General features: G+C 42.5%; 17 protein-coding genes. 7 read left to right on the top strand and 10 right to left on the bottom strand.

Features of this window, described 5'->3' with window-relative positions:
* Positions 1-18: 18 nt before the first annotated feature.
* The 3 genes from AC1DXF_RS23065 to AC1DXF_RS23055 are packed head-to-tail and all read right to left on the bottom strand — an operon-like array spanning position 19 to position 5724.
* Positions 19-1065 (bottom strand): glycoside hydrolase family 53 protein, encoded by a 1047-nt coding sequence (locus tag AC1DXF_RS23065; RefSeq protein ID WP_477451056.1) that lies wholly within the window; start codon positions 1063-1065, stop codon positions 19-21.
* An 11-nt stretch (positions 1066-1076) separates the two neighbouring features.
* Positions 1077-2588: a RagB/SusD family nutrient uptake outer membrane protein gene (locus AC1DXF_RS23060; protein ID WP_477451055.1), complete on the bottom strand. Its 1512-nt coding sequence runs from the start codon at positions 2586-2588 to the stop codon at positions 1077-1079.
* Positions 2589-2607: 19 nt separating this feature from the next.
* Entirely contained in the window at positions 2608-5724 is a 3117-nt protein-coding gene (locus AC1DXF_RS23055; RefSeq protein ID WP_477451054.1) for a SusC/RagA family TonB-linked outer membrane protein, read from the bottom strand.
* Positions 5725-6020: 296 nt separating this feature from the next.
* On the opposite strand from AC1DXF_RS23055, the gene AC1DXF_RS23050 reads away from it, so the two are divergent.
* A complete protein-coding gene (locus AC1DXF_RS23050) occupies positions 6021-10130 on the top strand; it encodes a hybrid sensor histidine kinase/response regulator transcription factor (protein WP_477451053.1) in 4110 nt (1369 codons plus the stop codon).
* An 878-nt stretch (positions 10131-11008) separates the two neighbouring features.
* Here AC1DXF_RS23050 and AC1DXF_RS23045 read toward each other — a convergent pair.
* The 5 genes from AC1DXF_RS23045 to AC1DXF_RS23025 form a co-directional block, all read right to left on the bottom strand.
* On the bottom strand, positions 11009-11605 hold the full coding sequence (locus AC1DXF_RS23045) for a nucleotidyl transferase AbiEii/AbiGii toxin family protein (RefSeq protein WP_477451052.1): 597 nt from the start codon (positions 11603-11605) through the stop codon (positions 11009-11011).
* Positions 11606-11658: 53 nt separating this feature from the next.
* On the bottom strand, positions 11659-12249 hold the full coding sequence (locus AC1DXF_RS23040; RefSeq protein WP_477451051.1) for a helix-turn-helix transcriptional regulator: 591 nt from the start codon (positions 12247-12249) through the stop codon (positions 11659-11661).
* A gap of 122 nt (positions 12250-12371) precedes the next feature.
* Positions 12372-13082 carry an NmrA/HSCARG family protein gene (locus AC1DXF_RS23035; RefSeq protein ID WP_477451050.1) on the bottom strand — a complete coding sequence of 237 codons (711 nt, stop codon included), beginning with the start codon at positions 13080-13082 and terminating at the stop codon, positions 12372-12374.
* Between the two features lie 243 nt (positions 13083-13325).
* Complete coding sequence (locus AC1DXF_RS23030; RefSeq protein ID WP_477451049.1) at positions 13326-14369, bottom strand: hypothetical protein; 1044 nt, start codon at positions 14367-14369, stop codon at positions 13326-13328.
* Positions 14370-14412: 43 nt separating this feature from the next.
* Positions 14413-14817 (bottom strand): nuclear transport factor 2 family protein, encoded by a 405-nt coding sequence (locus AC1DXF_RS23025; protein WP_457126775.1) that lies wholly within the window; start codon positions 14815-14817, stop codon positions 14413-14415.
* A gap of 316 nt (positions 14818-15133) precedes the next feature.
* Between AC1DXF_RS23025 and AC1DXF_RS23020 the strand changes: the two genes are divergently transcribed.
* The 3 genes from AC1DXF_RS23020 (at position 15134) to AC1DXF_RS23010 (ending at position 17437) form a co-directional block, all read left to right on the top strand.
* Positions 15134-15712, top strand: a complete 579-nt coding sequence (locus tag AC1DXF_RS23020) for a Crp/Fnr family transcriptional regulator (RefSeq protein ID WP_477451048.1) — start codon at positions 15134-15136, stop codon at positions 15710-15712.
* Positions 15713-15873: 161 nt separating this feature from the next.
* Positions 15874-16266, top strand: a complete 393-nt coding sequence (locus AC1DXF_RS23015; protein ID WP_477451047.1) for a hypothetical protein — start codon at positions 15874-15876, stop codon at positions 16264-16266.
* A 100-nt stretch (positions 16267-16366) separates the two neighbouring features.
* Positions 16367-17437, top strand: a complete 1071-nt coding sequence (locus tag AC1DXF_RS23010) for a SphA family protein (protein ID WP_477451046.1) — start codon at positions 16367-16369, stop codon at positions 17435-17437.
* 61 nt (positions 17438-17498) lie between these two features.
* Here AC1DXF_RS23010 and AC1DXF_RS23005 read toward each other — a convergent pair whose 3' ends face one another.
* On the bottom strand, positions 17499-18299 hold the full coding sequence (locus tag AC1DXF_RS23005) for a helix-turn-helix domain-containing protein (RefSeq protein WP_477451045.1): 801 nt from the start codon (positions 18297-18299) through the stop codon (positions 17499-17501).
* 49 nt (positions 18300-18348) lie between these two features.
* Positions 18349-19383 (bottom strand): SDR family oxidoreductase, encoded by a 1035-nt coding sequence (locus tag AC1DXF_RS23000; protein WP_477451044.1) that lies wholly within the window; start codon positions 19381-19383, stop codon positions 18349-18351.
* A gap of 264 nt (positions 19384-19647) precedes the next feature.
* On the opposite strand from AC1DXF_RS23000, the gene AC1DXF_RS22995 reads away from it, so the two are divergent.
* The 3 genes from AC1DXF_RS22995 to AC1DXF_RS22985 form a co-directional block, all read left to right on the top strand.
* On the top strand, positions 19648-20505 hold the full coding sequence (locus AC1DXF_RS22995) for an SDR family oxidoreductase (RefSeq protein ID WP_477451043.1): 858 nt from the start codon (positions 19648-19650) through the stop codon (positions 20503-20505).
* A 69-nt stretch (positions 20506-20574) separates the two neighbouring features.
* The gene (locus AC1DXF_RS22990) at positions 20575-21480 is read left to right on the top strand and encodes an epoxide hydrolase family protein (protein WP_477451042.1); all 906 of its coding nucleotides are present in this window, start codon (positions 20575-20577) and stop codon (positions 21478-21480) included.
* A gap of 1047 nt (positions 21481-22527) precedes the next feature.
* On the top strand, positions 22528-23919 hold a 1392-nt coding region (locus AC1DXF_RS22985; protein WP_477451041.1), incomplete at its 3' end, for a ligand-binding sensor domain-containing protein.

Here is a 23919-nt window from a genome sequence, read left to right as displayed (position 1 = left end):
TATATTATTTGGTTAATTTCATTGCTTAAAGGCGTCCAACGCAACCGTTGGCCTGCCTGAGGAATCAAAAGCGCCCAGGCCATAACTTTGCCAGTTATAAGCCTCGGGTTCCCAATAAAAAACGCCTAATCCCTGGTTGCCGCTTACTGTACTTACCTTGGCCAGCAAATCGGTTAAAAAGGCCTTACAGGTAACCGCCTCACTTGCAGTCATCCCCACCTCAACCACCATTACCGGCGAGCCGTACCTGGCAAACATATCGTTCATGTTGGCCAAACATTGCTGATTGTAGGATTGCCAGTTAGTTGTTGAGGGGTAAAGCGACATACCTATGATATCCCATTTTGCGCCGTTGGCCTTTAACCCATCAAAGAGCCAGCGAAACAATGAATTATCGTACCCATTTGCCAGGTGGACAATTACCTGAGTGCTTGAGCTTACCGATTTTACAGCGCTGTAACCCGCGCTAACCAACGCCGCAAACCCAGCCATATTTTTAGATGCCCTGCCATCCTCCCATAGCATGCCATCGCTGGTCTCGTTACCAACCTGCACCCAATCGGGAGTAATGCCCTTTGCTTTAAGCGCATTCATAACAGATACCGTATAGGTGCCTACCGCATCTTTTAAGCCTGCAAAATCAAGACTTTGCCAGGCGGCCGGCTTAGTTTGTTTGCCAGGATCGGCCCAGGTATCGCTATAATGCAGATCGATCATGATCTTCATACCCAGTTTTTGGGCACGTACAGCTTTGGCAACCACATCGTCGGTGTTGCACCATCCGTCAGCGGTGTTAACCCATGCCCTCAATCTTATGGCATTCATACCTTTATCCTTCATCAGTTGCATGCATTCCTTTTGCAGGCCATCGTTGTTATAAAACTTAACGCCCGATGCTTCCATTTGGGTAAGCCAGCTTACATCGGCCCCTTTTATCAGGGCCGATGTTGTGGTTTTTGTAGTGTCGGTGGTATTGGTTGTTTTAGTACCGCTGCCGCCATCGTTTTTTTTACAGCTTGTAAATAACAGGAATGCTGCAAGCCAAAGTACGTTGTTGCCTTTCATAGCAATTTGTTTTAGTAGCCAGGGGTTTGCGTTAGCTTGCCTTTACTGGCAGTAATTTCATAAGTAGGAACAGGAAACAGGTAAGGCCCTGATGTTTTACCCACGGTTGATAAGGCATTTTGCCATTGACCATGCCTTACCAAATCCATTTTGCGGTAGCCCTCAAAGTAGGTTTCCCAGCCTTGTTCTTTCAGTATCCAGCTGTCAAATGATGCTTTGCTTACCGTTGCCGATGCCGGTACATTGCCTATGGCAGCACCACCGTGTGCTAAACGTACCTGGTTAACCAGGCCTATAGCTTCGGCAGTTGGGCCGCTGTTTTGGTTGATAGCTTCGGCAAGCATCAGTATTGCATCGCCCAGGCGGGCCTTAGGGATATCATTGCCCTGGTAAGCATTCAAGGATGCGCCGCCATTATCCGGATATTTTGCTACAACCGGTCCTGATAAACCGTTGGCCTGGTTACGTACAACGCCGCTTTTATTGGTATAACTTGCTATTAACAGGTTTCTCCGCTTATCAGCCGCATCAAATGAGTTGTAAAATGCCCAGGTGCATGATACGGGTGCATCGCCACCTGCAAATGAATCGTGTACACGATTGCCAGGATAATCTTTGGGGTAGGTATAAAAATCCCATGGGTTAAAGCTGCCGTGGTTCTCATTCCCGTCCTGGTCCGGTATGCAGGACACTGCCCACATGGTTTCATTATTTTTCTCTGTTGATTCATTGAACAGGCTGGCATAATCGGTAACCAATGAATAGCCCATGGTAATAATCTGCCGTCCAATTTTTTCGGCATTCACAAAATCTTTTTCGTTCATGTAAGTGCGCATTAACACTGTAAGCGCTATAGCCTGGTTAAAGCGGCCATAATCTGACGGTGTTTTTGGCAAATTGGTTGCCGCATAACTTAAGTCGCCAATTATTGATGCCAGGAAAGCTTCCCTTGTAGGCCGCGTCAAATCGGTTTCGGCTGTGGTATTGATCTTGCTTGCATCCAGGATCACCGGTACAGGGCCATACAATTGCAGCAGGTAATACATATTCCACCCGCGAGACATCCGGGCTTCGGCTATCAGTTCTTTTTTTGCATCGTCGCTAATGGTTGATTTACTGATATCATCAATAATCTGGGTAATGCGGGTTACAAACCTTATTTTTTCGAAATGGTTGTTACCCGTGCCCTGGTTAGCCAAAAATGTGAAGCTGGCCGTACTAAACTGCGTAAAGATGCCACCCCAGCCGGTCCAGATATTTAGCTGGTCTGTTGGGTAATCAAACATCATGATATCGCCATATTCGGGGCTAAACCAGTCGTTTTGGTACCCTGCCGGATCATTATACCCCCATTTGGATTGAAACGGCTTATAAACTTCGGTAACATAGTTCACAAAATCCTGTTCGGTTTTGGGGAAATTGGTGGTTGATAATGAGCCGTAAATTTGCGGCTCCAGTCCTTTTTTACAACTGCTTACGGTTACCGTGGCAGCTATTAAACATATGGTTATAATTTTTTTCATGTCGGTTACTGATTTGAAATTAGAATCCGGCTTTTAAGCCAAAAGAAAACGTCCTGAACATTGGGTACGGCGCATAGCCTCCTTTAACACTGGCATAGCTTACCTCTGGGTCAACTCCTTTGTATTTGGTAATGATGAATAGGTTTTGCGCATCGGCAAAAACGCGTACCGATTTGGTGAACTTATTAAGCCATGGCGAGTTGATGGTGTAACCCAGTGTAAGGTTACGGCAACGCACAAAATTGGTGCTTACCAGGTTAATGTCTGTTCCCTGCGGCAACCCGGTTGCGTTTTCAATGTAATTTACACCAGGCCTTGTGCCGTTTTGGTGTACAGATGTCCATACATCCTGGGCCTGAATAGTGCCGCTTTGGGTACTTGACGCTATACTTACAGGATCGCCCCATGCATTATTGTAATTGATGGATTTACCGCCAAACTGGCCGTAAAAGAAGATGCTGAGATCAAATTGTTTGTAGCGAAAATCGTTACCGAAACCAATGCTGATCTTAGGATCGGGATTAAGCTTGTAGATATCGCCGCCGGTTAATTTACCATCGCCGTCGGCATCAACATATATTGGCGAACCAGCCAGGTTTGCACCACCTGATGTTGGTTGAGAAGAAGGTACCGTTTGCCCTGCCTGTAGTAATCCTTTGGTTTTAAAATAGTAAATCTCATCAACCGGGTCATTAACGGCCTGGTAGGTTACACCCTGGTAACTAAGCAGGTTATCGTACACAAAGCGGCTTTTCCATTTATAGGTAAAGTGCGATACGTTGATGGCCGAATTCCAGCTAAAATCCTTTGCCTTAAAGTTTTGGGTAGATAATGAAATATCATAACCTTGCCTGTATTGGTGCCCGCCATTTACCGGCTGGGTTGATAGGTATGAAAGTGGAGCGGTTGGCCCTGTGGTTCTTAACAAGTTGGTAATATCATCTTTAAACACATCAACCGAACCGGTGACACGGTCGTTAAAGAAACCAAAATCAAGGCCGATGTTTTTATTTTCGGTTTTTTGCCAGGTTAACTCGGGATGATCAATGGCATAGCGTGCTATGGTTACATAATTGGCGCTGCCATTGTTAAAGAAAAGTGTATTGCCATCTGGCGCATAACCACCATAGCCTACCGAGCCAATGGTACTGCCCGTAGTGCCCACACTTGCGCGCAGTTTAAGCTGACTCACAAATTCCACATCTTTCATAAACGATTCGTTCTTGATTTTCCACCCCAGGGAGATAGCCGGGAACGATGCATACTTTGTATTAGGGAAAAACAGGCTGTAACCATCGTACCTGTATGATAAGGTAAGCAGGTATTTATCTAAGAAATTAAAAGAGCTACGTGCAAAATACGAACGTGTTTTGCTCGCTGTTTTAAGCGAGGTGATACCTATGTTGGCTGTTTCGGCAGATAAATTGGTATTGCTGATAACGTCGGCGCCGCCTGCTCCCTGGCTTCCAAAGGCGTTATAAGTAGCCTTATACTGGCCCGCTCCTGCAACTGCATCAATATTTAAAAAGCTGGTTACATCCTTTTTAAAAGTAACAGTAGCCTCTAAGGTCTGATTCTCGCGGTTATTATAGTTTAACGATGCCCTTGACAGGTTTTGCGAAAAGTAGAAAACCGAGCTGGGTACAAAAAAGCTACGGTTAGCTGCCTCATAATTATCACCAAACAAAATATGGCCGGCTAAAACTCCAGGGATAACCTTTAAATCGGCAGATAAATTGGCGTTTAGGGAGTGATAGCTGGTGTTATCCTGTACATCAAGCAACGATACCGGGTTGGCAATTACGCCATAGCGGGTATAGTTGCCACTGGCATCACGTACAGGCACGTTGGCAGGATAGCCCAGCGCCGCCTGGATAATACCAAAACCCTGCGTACCCGAGCCTCCTGTTTGCCCGCCCGACGACGAGTTAATATAGCTATTGGTATTGCCGGTAAAATTTGCATTTAGTGTAAGGAATTTAGCAGGCGTAAATGACATATTAGCCCGTCCGGTATATTTGGTAAGCCCCGCGCCCTTCAAAGTACCTTCTTCGTTATAATAACCGCCAGAGAAATAATAGGTGGCTTTTTCGCCGCCGCCGTTAATATTGATCTGGTGATTGTTAACGTTACCCGTCTTGAAGATCTGCCCCAGCCAGTCGGTTCCGTTACCGGCTGCAGCGATATCGGCATCAGTAAATTTAGGTGACGGAACACCAGACTGGGCATTAGGCCCGTAGGGTTGCTGCAATTTGGCGCCAAGGTACTGGTCAACAATAAGCTGGTTATACAAAGTCTCGTATTGATTGGCTTTTAGCGGCTGCAGATATGGGTAGTTTTTTTCAAAAGAGTAACTTCCGTTGTAGGTGATGTTTAACCTGCCCGATTTACCTTTTTTTGTGGTGATGAGGATAACGCCATTTGCCGCGTTAACACCATAAATGGCCGCGCTTGCATCTTTCAAAACTTCGATAGATTCTACATCATCAGGGCTTAAACCAGCCAACCCACCACGACTTACGCCATTGGTTTCGCCGGCAATGGTACCATTGCCTGGTTCAAGGGCATCATTGGGGAATATTACGCCATCTACCACATACAATGGGTTACCCCGGCCCCTGATGGAAAGGTTTATGTTACCGCCCGGCTGTGAACTTCCCTGCGAAACCTGCAAGCCCGAAGCCCGCCCAAACAACAGCTGGGGGATAGAGCTGTTGGCTGCCTGCGGGATCTTCTTAGGATCAACCTTGGTTACGGCTGTAGTAATGTTTTGACGGGTTGTTGTACCGTAGCCAATTACCACCACTTCGTTAAGTCCGTTTTGCTTGCTGTCTAAAACAACATTTACTACCGCGCCGGCAACTACAATTTCGCGCTGATCGTAACCCAAACCACGAAAAAGAAGCACCGCGCCATTGGCTGCTTTTATAGAAAACCTGCCCGAGGCATCTGTAGCGGTTCCCTGTTGGGTTCCTTTAATAATTACTGTAATGCCGGGTAAGGTACTGCCATCGTCTTTAGCGGTTACTGTACCGGTAACCGTTTGCTGGGCATAAACACCGGAGATAGATAAAGTTGCCAGCGTAAATGCCAGCAGACAAAACCGCCTCCAAAAATGGAAAGTAGAATTTTGCATATGTATAAGTTTAATTGGTTTTGAAAAAACTTTTGCCCAGTTAACAGGAAAAAGCCATTGGTTTATTTGTACAAATGACAGGTATAAAACAGAAAACGACTTGTCCAAATCATTATACTTTTGGTTCAAACTGTTATAATTTAAGGCAATTGAGGCTGTACGGCACCTTACAGCTGTATTGTTAACATTTATTATTAATATTGCTGTTACCAAACATAACCAGCCGACAAAAGCCAGCTTATAATTTTATCTGTACAGTAACGATGTTCAATGCATATGCTGCCCAACCTCAAAAAATGATTGTTTTAAGGCTGTTGGCCTTGATGCTGATTAATGCTTTTGTTTGTTTTTTTCCGGTAAATGCGCAGGCCCCCAAATTAAAGTTCAGTCATATCAACAGTTTCCAGGGTTTATCAAACAGTACCGTTGAAGCCATTTATCAGGATCATCGTGGCTTTATATGGTTTGGCACCCGCGATGGCTTAAACCGTTATGACGGCTATCAAATAACAGTTTCTAAAAACAACACAAGCGATGCCGGCAGTATAAGCGACGATTACATCCGTTGTATTTACGAGGACAGCAACCGTGAGCTATGGATAGGTACAAGCAATGGATTAAACCGGTTTAACCAGTTTAAAAATAAGTTTACCCGGTTTAAACACCTTACGGGCAACAAGCAGTCAATATCCGGCAATACGATAAATTGTATTTATAACGACCGGCGGGGTAATTTGTGGATTGGCACCGCCGATGGTTGCTTAAATCTGTACCAGTCCAAAACAAATTCATTCGCACATTTTTATAATCAAACCAGGAGTGCCGTAAATTATATTTATGAGGATAGTAAAAGCAATTTATGGATCGGCACAGCAAACGGGCTAAACAGTTTCGACAGAAATAAGCACGCCTTTAGTGCCGATATACATTTAACCGGTTACAGCGCAGTTAATTTGCCGGTTAATACCATACAGGAAGATCATCAGCATAACCTGTGGCTGGGGATTGAAAATGGTGGCTTAATGGTGCTTGATTTTAAAAACCACGCGGTTAAGCGCTATCAGCACCAGCAAAACCACGCGGGTAGCCTGGCCAACGACCAGGTTAAATGTTTGCTGGTTGATCGAAAAGGGAATATATGGGCAGGGGGCATTAACGGCGGGTTAAGTCTTTTTAATCCGCAAAACAGCTCCTTTGCCAATTATCAAAATGAATCTGAAAACCCCGGCAGCTTATCACAAAGAACGGTATCATCAATTTTCGAGGATGATCAAAGTAACTTATGGGTGGGCACACACCGCGCAGGGGTAAACTTGTATACGCCCAAAGCCAACAAATTTAAGCTGCTACAAAACGAGCCTGACAATAACAGTTTAAGTTATAATGACGTCAGAACTTTTTGCGAGGATGAGCAGCACCAGATTTGGATTGGTACCGATGGCGGCGGCATCAATATTTACAACCCGGTGAAAAATACCTTTAAGTATTACCGTAACAACCCCGGCAAAAGCCAAAGCCTTGCTGCCGATGCAATACTGCATATTTATAAAGCCGAAGAAAAAAAAGTATGGGTAAGTACCTGGGGAGGCGGCCTTAACTGCTTTGATAAAACAACCGGAAACTTCAGGCGCCTTGTCAATAACCCGGCAGATCAAACTACCATCAGTTCCAACTATGTTCAGCAGGCCTTAAAGGATAGTGAAGGCAACTTTTGGGTGGCTACTTATTATGGCGGCCTTAATTTGATGGATGAGCAAACCTACAAGTTCAGGCGGATTAAAGAAGCGCCCGATAAGCAAATCCGGGTATTGGGCAATAATATTGTGTCCCTCAACGAAGACAAGCATAAAAATCTATGGATTGGCACCGACGATGGCGGCCTAAACTGTTATAACCTGCTGACCAAACGGTTTAGCCATTATTTCAACAACCTGGAAAAGCTGCCCGATCTGCGGGTTATTTTTGTTGACCACTCGGGCAGGGTATGGCTTGGACAAAACGGCCTTTACCTGTTTAATGCAACAAAAAGCAAGTTTGACATTTATACCGATAAAGCAGGCCTGGCAACAGCCACGATCAAAAGTATTGAAGAGGATAACGCCGGTAACCTTTGGATATCCGGAACAAGCGGCTTGATAAAATTCACCCCCAACAACCTGCAATTCACCAGGTACAACATTGCCGATGGCTTGCAGGGACAGGAATTTGAAGCTAACTCATCATTAAAAGCAAAAAACGGCAATCTTTATTTTGGCGGGGTTAACGGGCTTAATGTTTTTAACCCGGCTTCCATTAAAGCAAACGGGTATATCCCGCCGGTTTATATTACCGGTTTCCAGGTGTTTGATAAAATGATCTTGCCAGGTACGCCCGGCTCGCCTTTGAGTAATGATATTGGCGTAACCAAAACAGTAAAGCTTAACTACCGGCAATCGAGCATAACCCTGTATTTTGCAGCACTCAACTACACAGCCACCGAAAATAACAAATACAGATACCGGCTACAGGATTTTGATCCCAGTTGGCATGTTACCAATGAGCGTAAGGCTACCTACACCAACCTTGCACCTGGCGACTATACTTTTATCATCACGGCCGCCAATAACGATGGCGTTTGGAATACCAAAAGCACATCTTTAACTATTTCAATTACCCCTCCTTTTTGGGCCACCTGGTGGTTCCGTACCTTGGCTGCATTGGGTTTGCTTATCAGCATTTATCAACTCCTCCGTTTTAAAAAGAACCTGGACCTTCGCCGGTTAGAAGAGTCGCGGAAAGAAGAAATGCACCAGCAGCAATTGCAATTTTTCACCAATATCTCGCACGAGTTTCGCACGCCATTGTCGCTGATATTAGGTCCGTTGGAGACGCTGCTACAAAAAGGGCAATCGGCATCGAGCCAGTACTACGAGGTTATGTACCGCAACGCCAACCGGCTATTACTGCTGATTAACGAGTTGATGGATTTCAGGAAGGTTGAAACCGGCATACTTAAACTAAACGTTATCCAGGGAAACCTCCCGGCCTTTATTGCAGAATTAGCAACAGAATTTAAAGATGCGGCTAATCAAAAAAATATAAAATTAGATGTTATTTCGGGAGCAGAGATGCCTGCCGCCTGGTTCGACAGGCAGGTACTGGAGAAGATTGTGCTCAACCTCATCAATAACTCGCTAAAATACACGCCCGACAAAGGCTGTATTACAATAGAAGTGCTGGATGACCTGCGTAACTTTAAACCATACTATGAAAACGAGCTGATCCTTAAAAATACCTTCCGGGCAGCTAAGTACGCCTATATCCGAATAACAGACAATGGCATCGGCATCTCTAAAGAATCTATTCAGCACCTTTTTGAACGTTACTACCGCATCACGGAATCGCATCTGGGCTCAGGCATTGGGCTGGCCTTTGTGAAAAGTTTAAGCGTGCTGCATAAAGGCGATATTTATGTATACAGCCAGCGGCACCAGGGAACAGACATTATTATTGGCCTGCCCGTTTCAGAAACGGATTATGAGCCCAATGAAAAATGGACAAAAACCACGCAGGAAGGTGGAACCAGGCTGGAAAGCATCATTGCAGATTACCCCAGCCCCAACGCGAAAATATATCCCGAAAAACAAGGGTTAACAACCAGCAAACATCAACACCGGATCCTGGTAGTTGAAGATAATGAAGAGATCAGGGCATTTATCAAAAGTTCACTGAGCGACCTGTATATCATTACGGAAGCAGCGGATGGTAATGCAGGGTTAGCAAAAGCGAGGGACGAATTTCCTGACCTGATTATCAGCGATGTGATGATGCCGGTCCTTAATGGAGTTGAATTTTGCCGTACCATTAAAGAGGATGTTAACACCAGCCATATTCCATTTATTATGCTTACGGCAAAAACCAACCTACAGGCCGAAATTGAGGGTATAGATTCGGGGGCTGATTTATATTTGCCTAAGCCTATTAGTATAAACTTACTTACCCTATCTATCCGCAATATTTTTGAGCAGCGGCAAAAACTAAAAGACCGTTATTTAAAGGATCATCATATAGAAGTGCGCGAATTAGTGCACTCCACAAAAGATAAAGAGTTTTTAGATACGCTTTTAGCCTTCATCGATAAAGAGCTAAGCAATCCGGATCTTGACGTAGAGCAGCTTTGCGGAGCAATAGGCATGAGCCGCACCAAACTCTATCATAAAATAAAAGAGATCTCGGGCCAGGCGCCTAACGAGTTTATCAGGAGCATCCGACTTAAAAAAGCTATTGAAATTTTAACCCACGAAGATGTACTGCTTACCGAGGTAATTTACCGGGTAGGTATCCAAACCCAGTCGTACTTCACTAAGGCGTTTAAAAAGGAATACGGGAAAACACCAACCCAGTATATTAGGGATTTGACGAGCTAAAAGTTAAATTAAATTCCAAGCTCTGACAATTGCTATTGATTATTCCAAAGGGACTGGATGTGCTATTGTATTGAGCCATTATTGCTTACGTAAAATTATATTTGAAAGACGAAGAAATTTGGGGTACTGGTCTCAGGGAGAATATACACCTCAATACCTAACCAATTCATTAAATCGGCCTTTATTTTAAATGGAAAGACAGGATGAAAGGGGTAAAGTATTAATAATCCGGTTATGCAAGACTTCGTTAACCCGCTGGAAATTTCCTTTAATTAGCATTGAGTTTTCCACATTCTCAAAACGGTAAAAATATCCTAAAAATAGGTTAAAAAATCTGTTACTCTTTTGTTACTCAAAATTCGCAACTTGTTGATAACCATGGCTTAGGTTCTTTCAGTATCGGATAAATAATCGACATAACTAATTGATAGTCAATTATTTATAAATTTAAAACAGAAAGTAAAAATCATCATTTTATTTTCCTAAATAGCATGATGTCAGGCCTTTATAAATAAAACCTATCGGTATATTTATGCTTTTTGTTACTACTATTAGAAAGTAATTTCGTTGCTTTTTTGGTTCCCAAATTATCTTTTGTTCCTCATTTTTAGGTTACTTATAAATCGTTGTAACTATCGGTAACTAAATAGCACTAAACGATACTAAATGCCACAAAACACTACAATTTAGGGAGAAACAACAACCGACATCGTTGCGGCGATTTTCTTGGTGTGAGTGTTAATGTGGATAATTAGATTGTGGAAATTTAAAATATATGAGTTCAAATTTCACGATCCAAAGAAAATGTGTGCATTGTAAACAAACATTTAATGCCAAGACCACGGTAAAGGAGGTTTTTTATGGCAATGAATCTTATTTCATTGCCGGCTGTTGACTGCTTCTTCAAAATCTTCCTTGATGAATGCCCATTCCTTCCCTTTGAGGCAAATGGGATCAAAATCTTCATCAGCTTGCCGGAAATCAGTAAAGTTTTTGATGATAAGTTCTTCATCATGGATCCATTCGTAACCCGTGGCGTGTAAAGCTATCATTTGGTCAATCGAATACTGCCCGAGCAATTCATGAAGGTCCCAAAAATCCTTCTTTCTTCCGCCTCGTCGTACTACATCAACCTTCATTGCGATGATTTCTTCAACAGACGCTAAACGGATGCCGTCGCTTTCGATTAACTCCCCGAAAAACGGCTCGCCGGCATAGTAAATGTCCACTTTGACGATATTTTCTTTATTCTCGCCGATGAGATACGACTTGCCGAAGACTGGATCACTTCCAAAGTCGCCGCTTACATAAGGAAAGCTGTTTTTCAAATATTCCTCTACTTTATCGTAATTTATCTTACCATAGTTACCGGCATCAGTAAATAAATCAATATCTACTGACATTCGGTGGCCTAAATATAAGCTCAGGGCCGTGCCGCCAACCAGCCGATGATCTTTTAATACATCAGTTTGCATTAAGGTAGCCAGGGTTTGTTTAAGTTGTGCGGATATCGTATTCCAATGGAGCATTAGCTGGATTTTTGTCTTAAAAATGAAGGATCTGGACGAGTGGGCTTCATATCCTTAATAACAGCATGTATGTTATCAATACCGTAAAATCGCTGTATCTCCTTTTTCTCATCTTCATTACCACGTTCCCACACACGTCGGATAACGGCGTTTTTCTGCCCTTGCCAATCAATTTTGTCAAAATCAGTATCCCAAAACAATATCCTGCGGAGCCTGGATATATCAGGATGATTACTATTCCCGATCTTATTTTTAACCAACGTATTATCGTACATAGCTTGCAAGATACCCATCGTGCTTTCTTCCAAACCAAGTGCGTTATCTATTTTAAAGGCTACTTCGGGCGTCATTTTCCTTTTACCTTTTATAATGGCATTTAATGTTTGAGCAGGCAGACTAATACCCCTGGCAAAAGCTGTTTGCTTTAGCTTTTTCTTTTTTAGCTCCCTGTCCAGAATTGCGCCAGGATTAATTCCACGATATTTTTCGATCCATTTCTCCATGCTCAAAAATAAACAGATTTGTTTATAATTCCAATTTTTATATAATACACGCTCAATAGTCAGGGGGACAAACCTGTAGAGCTTCATATTGCTCTATCTTAATTGTGAATATAAGTACTCGTAATTGAGTGTGCTGGATAAGCCGAAGAGGCGAGGGGACGTCTGGAGGTTTTTTTTATTGCTTTGAAATTATTGAAAATTTCCTTTAATTAGCATTGAGTTACTTGGGTAAAGCTGTACGCTTTGCCGTGCCTTTTATAGGCTTCCAGAACGTCGTTGAAACTATTCAGCTCTGTTGCCAATGCAAGGTAATTGCCATTGCCGGCTTTTTCGGGCTGCAAAAATGCGCCTGCCACTACTTTTCCCAAATCATTGATGTCCGACCAATGGATCACTTTTTTTGTCGGATCGACCGGCAGCGTCCAGCCGGTTGTGCCGTCTTGTTTTGGCTGTGGTGCAAGCCGTCCGACAAGATTTTGATAATAGAATGGAGCTTCAACAAATGTTGAGTATTTAAACCCTGCATTTTTCACCAGGTCATCTACCTTTGCTTTGTTTGCAAAATGAGGAACGTCGAATTCACCATTACTTATTGATTCAACATCAGGAAGTGTTGACCAAATAAAATGCTGCACGCCTGTTGCCTTTGCTGCTTCAACGGCATTTTTCCCCTGGGCAATTTCGTCTGCACCTTCCCAAAAGTTGGTTACCACAAATACGCCATAAACATCCTTAAACGCTTCTTTTAATGACTGCAAATCGTTTAAATCTGCATAAACTGCTTCATGTGCTTTGCCTGAATATTTTTCCGGATTACGGGTTATTGCTCTTACATTGAAGGAACTTTCATGCACAAGGGCATTTACCACACCCTTACCTTGTGAGCCTGTTGCTCCAATTACTGCTATTGTTTTTTTCATTATTATTTGTCTTTAAATAATGAAGCAAAATTAGGAGATGAGCTTGGCTGGCCGCTATACAAAACAAGGAAGATGTGATACATCTTAAGGAAAAACTTTTTTGAAGTTTTCAGTAAGGATACACCAGTATATCGACAAATTAATAAGTGTAACTAAGAGAAGACAGGGTGCCAAGGATTATCTTGTTAGCTTTTATTAAACATTGAATTCTAAATTATCAATAATATTCTTACAATTTAAAAGCTAAGCCTTTCCATAAAAATGGCGGAGAAGTTTTAGGCGCTTCTGAGCGAATGCTGATCTTATAGGCTCAAATTCCTGAACCACTTTTCCGGATCGTTTGATGGTAATGCGAAATGGTTGTGTATAAACCCGGGTAAGATGATATACGGTCAGGAGTTCCGCCAGGTCTTCATGCCAACTCGCTGTACCATATAATGACACAAAGGGTGTTTTGACAAGTTCAGCATAAACCTGAGAAGCTTCTGTGTAAAGATAGCGGCGTCCGCCCGGCCGAAACCGGCTTTTAAAAACTAAGGAATCTTTGACAGGCCATTGAAGTGTTTTAATGTCGCTCCATATTCCTTTTGAAAACTCCCTGGTAAAATCATTCATACGTGGTTTACCGGCTACCGAGTCCGCTGAAATCAGATGCATTGAACCGTCTACTACGTGTGTTCCTTCGTGAAGCAAAACATAGGTCAATGCTTTTAACAGGCCTGCCTGGATCGAAACTGAAATTGTGGAGTCGCCTCCTGAAAAACAGGTGGCCTCTTTTTCATTTACCCATTCAGTTATGTTTTGATGCAGTATACCAGCCCGGAAAGTGATATGGTAAAGATTGACACTTTCATCTTTGGTTATCGTTGAGGTCAGCGCCGTATTGGGCATATTATCTAAAAAGCTGATACTTTTTAAATGTTGTTTCAAAACCCGCTGATGCAATGGTGGAAGCGCCGAAATTGCAGAAGCAACAATGGCTACTTCTTCTTTCGTCAGTTGGTGTTCGGTGGGAGACATGCCTGCGTCCCGGAACATTTTAATAACCTTATCTGGTGTCTTGGAAATACGTTTTAACAAAGGGCGGGAAGGATCGAGATCATATTTTTTCTGCACTTCGAGTAAAGTCATTGAAGTGCCTTCTTTTATATTACGCTGAGCAAAACTGTTCAGGGAAACAAAAAAACACAAGATATTCAGGAAGCAGAAATTAAGTACACGACGTTTTTTCATGACGATAAAGATCAAAATAATTTTAAAACGTTTGATAACAAAGGCCTCCTGCACAAATGGTTTATTTCACGACTGGTGCAGGAGGCTTTATTATTGTTTAGTTAATAGCGATGCCTTTAATATCCCTAACTACCGGTACCATATTCAAAGCTTCCCGGATCAATTTGATCTTACCGTTTTCGGCTACCACACGGCCCATATAGTGCTGAGCGTAATCTTTGCCATTTGACGCGATAACAGCAGTTGCCTCGTATTCTCCAAAAGCCTGATCAGGTGTATCAATATGGATTTGAATGTTCTTGAATTTGAATCCAGGGAAAGTCTTTGGCAGGTTGCCTAAGAAGTTATATAGTACTTCACGGCCTTCCCAACGGGCCGGTATGCCAAGGCTGGCAAGGTATGGCAGTTCAAATACCGCATCGTCAGCAAATAATTCGATCTGAAAATCAGGGTTGCCTACGTTTTCCAGATAGTCCAATAATAATTCTTTTGCAGTTTTCATGTCTTTATTCTTTTAAATGTTATAGGTTGTTTTAACAATACAAAGATGGCTTGTTCACAGGCCGCCTCCATTGACCTATCGTAAGAAATAAGATTGATTTATATCAATTCCCGGCGGTATTCCAATAACAGAACTGCAGCGGTTTGTCAAATAATGGAGGTCAGGTCATCATGTTACATAGTAAGAAATGAGATTGATATAAATCAATTGTTTACAAGTGACTTATGCAGGCCGATACTATTCCTGCATCACAACTCTTTATATAATGAGATTTCTTCATTATCTTTAATCGTTTACTCACCGAAAAAAACAGATAGTGATCGAGGTATTTAAAACTTATTTACAAGGAAAAGGCAACTATACTGCCGAGGAACTGGAAACAGTTGCGGCAGCTGTAGTTATAAAAAAGGTTAGAAAACGACAGTATCTCACCCAGGAAGGAGATGTTGTCAAAAACCACTCATTTGTCACCAAGGGATGCTTACGCACCTATACCGTTGATGAAAAAGGGGTTGAACACATTTTAAATTTTGCTATAGAGAATTGGTGGATCGGCGACCGCGAAAGCATTCAAACGGGTCAGCCCTCGATCTATAATATCGATGCGATCGAAGATTCGGAAGTAGCCCTGATCAGCAAAGAAAAATTCGACCGGCTATGTATCGAGGTGCCCGCTTTCAACAATATGATCAACGCCATATTACAAAAAAGCTTCCTCGTTGCTCAAAACAGGATCCATACTTTTATCAGTCTGACCGCTGAAGATAAATATTTAAATTTTCTGGAAAAATTCCCCCATCTGACTATGCGCGTTCCGCAGAGCATGATCGCCTCTTATTTAGGCATTACCGCAGAGACGTTAAGCCGGGTCAGAAAACAGATCGTTAAACGCTGATTTAACTTCCGAAATATTGATAGCACTTGACTTTTATCAAGTGCTATTTTATTTTATATCAATTTTTTACTGGTTTCAATCTTTCAATTTTGTTTGCCGGAAAAGGCCCATTGCAATCTTATCGCTGCGGCTGGCCAATCTCGGTTTAAAAGAAATTGAATATGAAAAAGACAAAAACGATAACCCGGATCTCGGTTAAAACTGGTACCGCTGATGGTGACCTGTTTAAAATATTGTTGTCTGAAGGGCTTAAACTAAAGAAAATTCCGGTTCAACTGGGATTAACAGTTTACAGCATGGAGGACGGAACAATAATGGAATTTTACGGACCCGGAGCCTGCTATCCGGAATATCTGTTTAAAAACACAAACGTGGTTGTAGGCTTTAAAGTTGACCACCTGGACGAAATGGTATCATTGATGCATAATGCGGGAGCTGAACTTTTGGGTAACATCGAAACGGTATGTAATGCATTTATTTATTGTCATTTGCTGTTGAGCAATGAAACTGTAATTGGTTTGTACCAGGATCTGAACCCAGCAAACGAAAGTTGAATTACCTGATCACTGAGCAATAGCGCCAATTGATATTTATCAATCTAATTTCTTGCCTTACATCATTCGGGAGCTTTCCCTCCACCAGTAGGTTTGCTGCATGAAAACACCATCACTAAATCATAAAAATGCCGAAGATCTCAAGGAAATCTTTGAGCATTATACAACCTTTAATAACCAGGGATCGACCATCGTGCCGTTTAGTTCTTCCGCTTCCCGATCAGGTGGTTTTGCCTACCGGGTATTTTTTGCAGCCATACTTATCGGCTTATTTGTCAATATAGGTTACGCATTTGCCCAGGACCCGGTCTTACCACCAACCAATCTTGGGTTGTCCAATATGTATGACGGCTTTGCCGGTAAACCGGGCTGGGTTTATCAGGGCTACCTACAGGCTTTTGACACCAAACATTTTGCAGATGGATCAGGTCGCAGGACTTCATCAGTTCTAAAGATCAATTCGGTGGTTTCTCTAAATCAACTGATTTATCTGACACCTGTGAAATTACTGGGCGGAAACCTGGGATTCACCGTAATTATACCTGTAGTACAGATCAACTCATCCAACCTGAACGGGTCGGCACCAACTGTAAATCCGGGTGTCCTTGGGGATATCGTACAGGGAACAGCAATTCAATGGTCGGATAAAAAGTTGTTTGGAAAACCCTTTTCCCATCGTGTCGAGTTTGATGTAACGCTTCCGACCGGATCATATGACAGCAGGTATAATATAAATGCATCTTCACATCTTTACGCCTTTGGTGCTTATCATGCGTTTACATTATTCCTGAGCGATAAGCTTAGCCTGAGCTCACGAAACCAGATCAATTATAATACGCATATTATCGGTCAGCAAAATAAACCGGGGATCTACTATAATGGAAACTATTCTGTTGACTATAATGTAGCTAAAGGCTTCAAAGTTGAAGCGGCTGCATACTTTTTAAACCAGCTAAACCAGGATAGTTATGCCGGGAACCATCATTACTATGCAGATCAATTTGGTATCGGAAGTACTAAAGAACGCGTTCTGGGCGTTGGCCCCGGATTGGCTTACTTTGCCCCGAACGGTGTACTGATCGAAGCGAAAATGTTCTTTGAAACCGGTGCCAGAAACCGTTTTGAAGGAAACAGGCCAACATTGCGTATTGCTATCCCACTATCAAAATAACAGTTCTCTTTCAAGGATCAAAAACAGCTTCCTGTTCGGAGGCTTTTTGCCGTTCAGGCAATCAGGAAACATTGGAGGGATTGATCCCAAAATGTTTCTTGAACACAAATGAAAAATGGGACAGGTCTTCAAACCCCACTTCCGCATAGACATCGGTGGTTTTAAACTTTTCCTCTTTCAGCAAATAATAAGCTTCATCTAACCTTTTCTGCTGCAACCATTTTGCCGGTGTCATTGAAAACTCCCCTAAAAAATCACGTTTGAAGGTCGAAATGCTCCGGCCGGTAAGGTAGGCAAACCGCGCCAGGCTTAAATTAAAGCGGAAATTCCGCTCCATAAAAGCCTTGAGGTTGATCTTGCCCGGAGTTTGAAAGTTGAAAAGTATATCTTTTAATTCAGGCTGCACTTTAAGCAGAACGATCAAAGCTTCCTTCAATTTTATTTTCATCAGGTCGCTGTTTCCGTCACTGAAGTAAGGAAGTGACTGCTGCAGTGAATCTACAAAATTCTGAAAAAGCGGATGCTTTTTGAGTTGGAACGAGGGTGGAACATAAGATGTTGCTTCAGCGACCAGACGGTGCTCATCGGCAAACTCCCGCAGCGTATCTTCGTCAAATTGCAGTGAAAGTGATTTAAAAGGATCACTTTCACCAGGTTGTTTCACAAATTTGGCCAACCTGTTCCGAACATTGAAGCGAAAGTCACCCGGTTGAAAGATCACTTTCTCGCGTCCGTCCTGAACAGTCAGGCTTCCGGTGATCTGATAAGCAAAAGCATGGCGGTTAACAATATCCTCGCCATTAACAGATTTCTTGTAGTAGCAGGAAATCAGTATTTGAGGGTGTTCATGCGCTGGTATCATATGATCAAATTTCGCAAATCAAATGTTAAAAGCCTATAATAAAGGGAACTTATACGATCTTAAATTTGACCAAGCTTTCTGCCGTCTCTTTAATGGTCGTTTCTTTGGGCCGCGGGTTCCAGTTCAATACTGATTTTGCTTTTGCATTTGATAATGTTTTCACCACACCCAACTGCGGAACAATGGGTTTTAATTCCGGCTTAAACCAGGAACTCACCTTTACCAGCCAATTCGGCAGAACTTTAGACGGCACTTTGTCAACTGGTAAATTACTGTCAGCCTTTAAAACTTTGGCAATTCCCGGAAATGAAATAATTCCGTCTGACGTGGCCAGGAACCGCTGGCCGTTTGCCGCCGGATCCTTCATTGCTTTGATATGGATATCGGCTACATCGCGGACATCCACGATGCCGAACGATAGTTGTGGTGTTCCGGGCATCTTTCCTGAAAGTAACTGTACGATCATGCCGATTGAACTGCTAAAAGTTTTTCCTAAAACCGGTCCGAATATTCCAACAGGATTAATGACAACCAATTCCATAGCACCAGCGTTGTTTTCCATAAAATCCCAGGCAGCACGTTCTGCGATCGTCTTGGATTTGATGTAGGCCGGTAATTTTACATTGGGGTCTGTCCAGTCGGCCTCTGTAAAAACATGGTTCTTAGGATAAATGGTATAGCCTATAGCTGCAAACGACGAGGTTAAAACCACACGTTTGACCTTTGCGGCTTGCGCTGCGCGCAAAACCCTTAAAGCGCCGTCCCTTGCCGGTATAATGATCTCATTCTCGTCTTTAGGCTCTCCTGCCGGAAAAGGGGAAGCCACATGAAGAACGTAATCACATCCTTCGACAGCCTGATCCCAATTTTCATCGCTCGTGAGGTTAGCTGCTATAAAGGTCAGATTTTGCATATTCTCAGTCTTACCGGCTAATAGCGTTGCTTTTAAATCGTTTACTTTATCTAATGACCGGACTGTAGTTCTGACCGTATATCCTTCCTTTAATAACTGTATAATGCAGTAACTGCCCACGAAGCCGGATCCTCCGGTAACCAATACTGTTTCTTTTTTTGATTGTTCCATTGCTTTTGTAATTAATTCAGCAAATCTCCGGCTAATTTATCTATTGGATTTTGTTGTGGTGTTCATTTGTTATTTGTTGTAGCGTTCATACTTAAGCGTAATGATTCGGCGAATCGATGAATTTTACCAGTCTACTCATCTTTTTTATGCCTTACCCGGTGCTTCTAATTGACATATATCAATGCTCCTTTTTATCATACATCAATGTGGGGCAAACCGTTTGTTCGCAATTTTGAGTAATCAAAAACAAATAAAAATAAGATCATGGAAAAGATAATTTTCATTACAGGAACAAGTACAGGTTTTGGCAAATTAACCACCATTACTTTATCAAAAGCAGGTTATACCGTAATTGCGGGCATGCGTGATATCGCCGGCAAAAATGCAGATGCTGCAAAAGAACTATCCGCATTACCTAAGGTAGATGTGGTTGAGATAGATGTAACCAATGACGATTCGGTTAAAAATGCCTTTGCCGGCGTGCTGGCTAAATACGGACGTGTAGATGTGCTGATAAACAACGCAGCAGTAACAGGATTCGGTCTTTTGGAAGCTTACAGCATCGATCAAATTAAACAAATGTTCGAGGTTAATTTCTATGGTGTCATCAGGACTTACCAGGAAGTGCTGCCCGCCATGCGCCGGGCTCAGAAAGGCCTCATAATCAACATTACTTCCGGCGCAAGCGGCCATACGCTGCCATTCATGGTTCCTTACCTGGCCTCTAAATTTGGTGTTGAAACCATATCGGAAGGCTTGCAGGATGAATTGGCTGAATATAACATAGAGAACGTAACTATTCAGCCGGGCGTTTATCCTACCGAAATGACCAACGGATCAAAGGCCGGCGTGCACTCGGATAAACAGGAGATTACCGCTGAGTACGGCGAGGCGGCGTCAGAGAAATTCAATGCCATCGGTACCGCGCTTTTCGGTAAAATGGCACAGTACAACATGAATCCGCAAACTATTGCAGACGGTATCCTGAAACTGGTGAACATGCAGGACGGAACACGTCCTTTACGCTTCCCGCTGGACGCTATTGCCGAGGGAACTGACCAGGAGTTCATCGACGCAAGAGCCGCCACTAAGGCTAAATGGCTGGCAAAATACACAGCCTGATCAACCCGGCGGTCCGGAGGCAATCCGCTTCCGGACCACTTATTCATCTACCTATAAAAATCGATTATTATGAAAAAGCTCCTTTTATTAACCACCATACTAAATTCTTCAGCGGTTGTTTCGTCAGTCCAAAATGTAGTCAGCAAGGCTGATTTTGCCCGGCCTGAATTAGTTAAACCTTTTCAAATTAAAGTTTCCCAGGCCAGGCTGAATTCCGTTATGGAGCGGGTTAAAAATGCACGGATACCTAAACAAATGCCTGCCTCAGAAGGTGCGGAATCCAACTGGGAAACCGGTGTGGATATGAAATGGCTTGCCGGGCTCCAGGACTACTGGATCAAGAAGTATGATTGGCGCAAGCAGGAAAAACTGCTGAACAGTTACCCGCTATACAAAGCGCATGTCGAAGACATGGATATTCAGTTCTATTATATCAAAGGTGAAGGCAAGAACCCTTTGCCTCTGGTCATCACACACGGCTGGCCGGGTTCCACTTTTGAATTCTTTGATGTGATCGGCCCGCTTACCCATCCTTCCAAATATGGCGGCAAAGCGGAAGACGCTTTCACGCTGATCATCCCTGCCTTGCCTGGCTTTGGATTTTCTTCCATGCCGAGTAAACCGGTTAACGGTATTACAACCGCCCGTTTATGGAATAAGCTGGTAACCGAAGTGATCGGATATCAAAATTATTACGCCCAGGGCGGTGACTGGGGAGCAGGCGCTACTATTTTGTTGGGCTACAACTATCCGGAAAATGTAAAAGGTATCCATCTTAATTTTTTCCCGGGTGTACCTGTTCCGGAAAAGGAACAAACAGCAGAGGAAAAGGCTTACTTCAAAACAGGTGACGATTTCAGAACGGCCAGCATGGACTATTGGCGAATGCAGGCCCGTAAACCGATGATGCCGGCAGTAGCGCTAAACGACAGTCCGCTGGGTAGGGCGTCTGACGTGCCTGTTCCCGTCGGATAAACATCTGTAGTTACGGACAGAAGGAAGATCGTTGTTTTCGGCGCGACCTGCCATCAGGGCGGCGCGGTCGTCTGGCATTTGCTTGCAGGCAGCAATATAGTTCTTCCTTCTGCGGACTTAAAGACTAAATAATGGCCGCAAGCCGCATTTTGGAAAGATGCAGAGGTAATCTTCTTTTAGTAGAAGAAGCCTGAAAAGGCAAGTTTTCCACACCCCGTCGTCGAAATTTATCCTTAAAACAGTCAATTTTTTCTGTTACTGGTTTGTAACTCAAAACTTATAACTATCTGATAGTCAATAGTTAATCACTTTCTGTATCGGGCAAGTAACTGATATAACTGATTGATAATCAATTAGGTGTAAACTAAAAACAGGAAGTAAAATTTACTATTTTATTTTCATAAGTATGATGTTATCAGGTTTTTATAAATAAAACCAATCGGTATATTTATGCTTTTTGTTACTATTAGAAAGTAATTTTGTTGCTTTTTTGGTTCTCAAATTATCTTTTGTTCCTCATTTTAAGGGTACTTATAAATCGTTGTAACTATCGGTAACTAAATGGCACTAAACGATACTAAATGCCACAGGACACTACAATTTAGGGAGAAACAACACGGGATATCGTTTGCGATGATTTTCTTGGGCGAGTGTTGATGTGGGTAATTAGATTGTGGAAATTTAAAATACATGAGTTTAAATTCACCACCCAAAGAAAATGTGTGCATTGTAAACAAACGTTCAATGCCAAAACCACTGTCACTCGATTTTGCGGCAAGCTGTGTAATAAACGGTTTAACGTTGCAAAACAGCGAAATGAAAAGATTGAAGCGGAAAGTTTAAAGCCTGTTATTTTGTCCGCTGGCCCGAACCATAGCATCGGCAACTCGTTCGCTTCAGAGGTAGGTTATTTATATTCTGGTGATCAGATAAGGAATTGCCACTTTACCTCGTTAATTGCGAATTTATCTTACTTTTATGCTATCTTAGTGTACCGGCTTGCTAAAGGGCCAGGTTCATGATCTCGAAGATCTCAACTGAATTTTGATGCGTGTAAAATTTTATATTGTTGTTTCAGTGTTGTTTTTTGCTTACACGAACAATTTTGCGCAAAGCAATCAATACCGTTTTTCTCACCTTGATATAAGTAACGGGCTGTCGCACAACCAGGTCACCAGCATTTTTAAGGATTCTGAGGGGTTTATGTGGTTTGGTACTTCTTCCGGTCTCAACAGGTATGACGGTTATAACTTTAAAGTATTCAGGCACGACGCAAATAATAAAAATTCTGTTAATTTCGATTATATAAGAACCATTTTTGAAGGCCCTGATAAAAAATTATGGATATCAACACCCCCCGGCTTCTGTTTCTATGATCCGGAAACAGAACGGTTTAGTAATGATATGTCATTATTGTCACGTCCTTTGAAGCTACCCGTTAATGATCCTCAAAAAATTGAACGCAGCAGCGCTGCAGACTTTTGGTTTTTATATGCCGATTCGGGCATTTACCGATATAACGCCATAAGCAAAAAGACGACGCGTTATTTTCACAGTGTTAACGGGGGCCCCTCGTTATACCCAGGTTCCATTGCAGATATAACGTCTGACGTTAAAGGCAATATTTGGATAGTTTATACTGACGGAATGGTGGAGATGCTTGATGTTAAACTTAACAGGATCAGCTATCGCACCAGCATATTTAACAAGGTAACTAATAATAAGAAAGATCGTTATGCACTGCTCGTCGACCGCGATGGTGATTTATGGTTTTACTTGCCGTACAATGATTTGGGCCTATTTTATTACCGGCCTTCAACAGCGACTTTCAGGCATATTGATAAAGAATCACCCGGGATAAAGTTAAAAACGAACCTTATTACCAACATTGTTCAGGCTAATGATGGCTTAATATGGATCGCAACTGACCATGGGGGGGTAAATGTGCTGGATAAAAAGAATTGGACAATTACTTATCTGCTAAATAAGGGAGATGACCCTACCTCATTAAGGCAAAACACAACAACACTCTATAAGGATAATTTAGGTATTATATGGGCCGGTACTAATAAAAAGGGAATAAGTTATTATCATAAAAATATTATCAAGTTCCCGCTTTTCAAGCATTTAGATTCTGATCCGACTAGTTTAAAGTTTAACGATATCAATAAATTTGTAGAAGATAAGCTGGGGAATTTATGGATCGGCACCAATGGCGGCGGCCTCATTTATTTTAATCGCAAAACGGGCGTATACACCCAATACAAAAACAATCCTAACGACAGCAACAGCTTATCGAGCGATATAATTATTAGCCTTTGTATAGATCATGAACAAAAATTATGGATAGGTACCTATTTTGGCGGTTTGGATTGCTTTGACGGGAAAACGTTTAGCCATTATAAACACAACGATAAAGTTGCCACCAGTATTGCTGAT

The organism is Mucilaginibacter sp. P2_A5, from assembly GCF_056404995.1.
Note: the sequence above shows the minus strand (reverse complement) of the source record. Positions and strands in the feature narration are given on the sequence as shown.

What these genes read in the sequence shown, in the direction of transcription:
- AC1DXF_RS23065 (WP_477451056.1), bottom strand. Translation starts at nt 1,065, where the DNA reads ATGAAAGGCAACAACGTACTTTGGCTTGCAGCATTCCTGTTATTTACA.
- AC1DXF_RS23060 (WP_477451055.1), bottom strand. Translation starts at nt 2,588, where the DNA reads ATGAAAAAAATTATAACCATATGTTTAATAGCTGCCACGGTAACCGTA.
- AC1DXF_RS23055 (WP_477451054.1), bottom strand. Translation starts at nt 5,724, where the DNA reads ATGCAAAATTCTACTTTCCATTTTTGGAGGCGGTTTTGTCTGCTGGCA.
- AC1DXF_RS23050 (WP_477451053.1), top strand. Translation starts at nt 6,021, where the DNA reads ATGATTGTTTTAAGGCTGTTGGCCTTGATGCTGATTAATGCTTTTGTT.
- AC1DXF_RS23045 (WP_477451052.1), bottom strand. Translation starts at nt 11,605, where the DNA reads ATGCAAACTGATGTATTAAAAGATCATCGGCTGGTTGGCGGCACGGCC.
- AC1DXF_RS23040 (WP_477451051.1), bottom strand. Translation starts at nt 12,249, where the DNA reads ATGAAGCTCTACAGGTTTGTCCCCCTGACTATTGAGCGTGTATTATAT.
- AC1DXF_RS23035 (WP_477451050.1), bottom strand. Translation starts at nt 13,082, where the DNA reads ATGAAAAAAACAATAGCAGTAATTGGAGCAACAGGCTCACAAGGTAAG.
- AC1DXF_RS23025 (WP_457126775.1), bottom strand. Translation starts at nt 14,817, where the DNA reads ATGAAAACTGCAAAAGAATTATTATTGGACTATCTGGAAAACGTAGGC.
- AC1DXF_RS23015 (WP_477451047.1), top strand. Translation starts at nt 15,874, where the DNA reads ATGAAAAAGACAAAAACGATAACCCGGATCTCGGTTAAAACTGGTACC.
- AC1DXF_RS23010 (WP_477451046.1), top strand. Translation starts at nt 16,367, where the DNA reads ATGAAAACACCATCACTAAATCATAAAAATGCCGAAGATCTCAAGGAA.
- AC1DXF_RS23005 (WP_477451045.1), bottom strand. Translation starts at nt 18,299, where the DNA reads ATGATACCAGCGCATGAACACCCTCAAATACTGATTTCCTGCTACTAC.
- AC1DXF_RS23000 (WP_477451044.1), bottom strand. Translation starts at nt 19,383, where the DNA reads ATGGAACAATCAAAAAAAGAAACAGTATTGGTTACCGGAGGATCCGGC.
- AC1DXF_RS22995 (WP_477451043.1), top strand. Translation starts at nt 19,648, where the DNA reads ATGGAAAAGATAATTTTCATTACAGGAACAAGTACAGGTTTTGGCAAA.
- AC1DXF_RS22990 (WP_477451042.1), top strand. Translation starts at nt 20,575, where the DNA reads ATGAAAAAGCTCCTTTTATTAACCACCATACTAAATTCTTCAGCGGTT.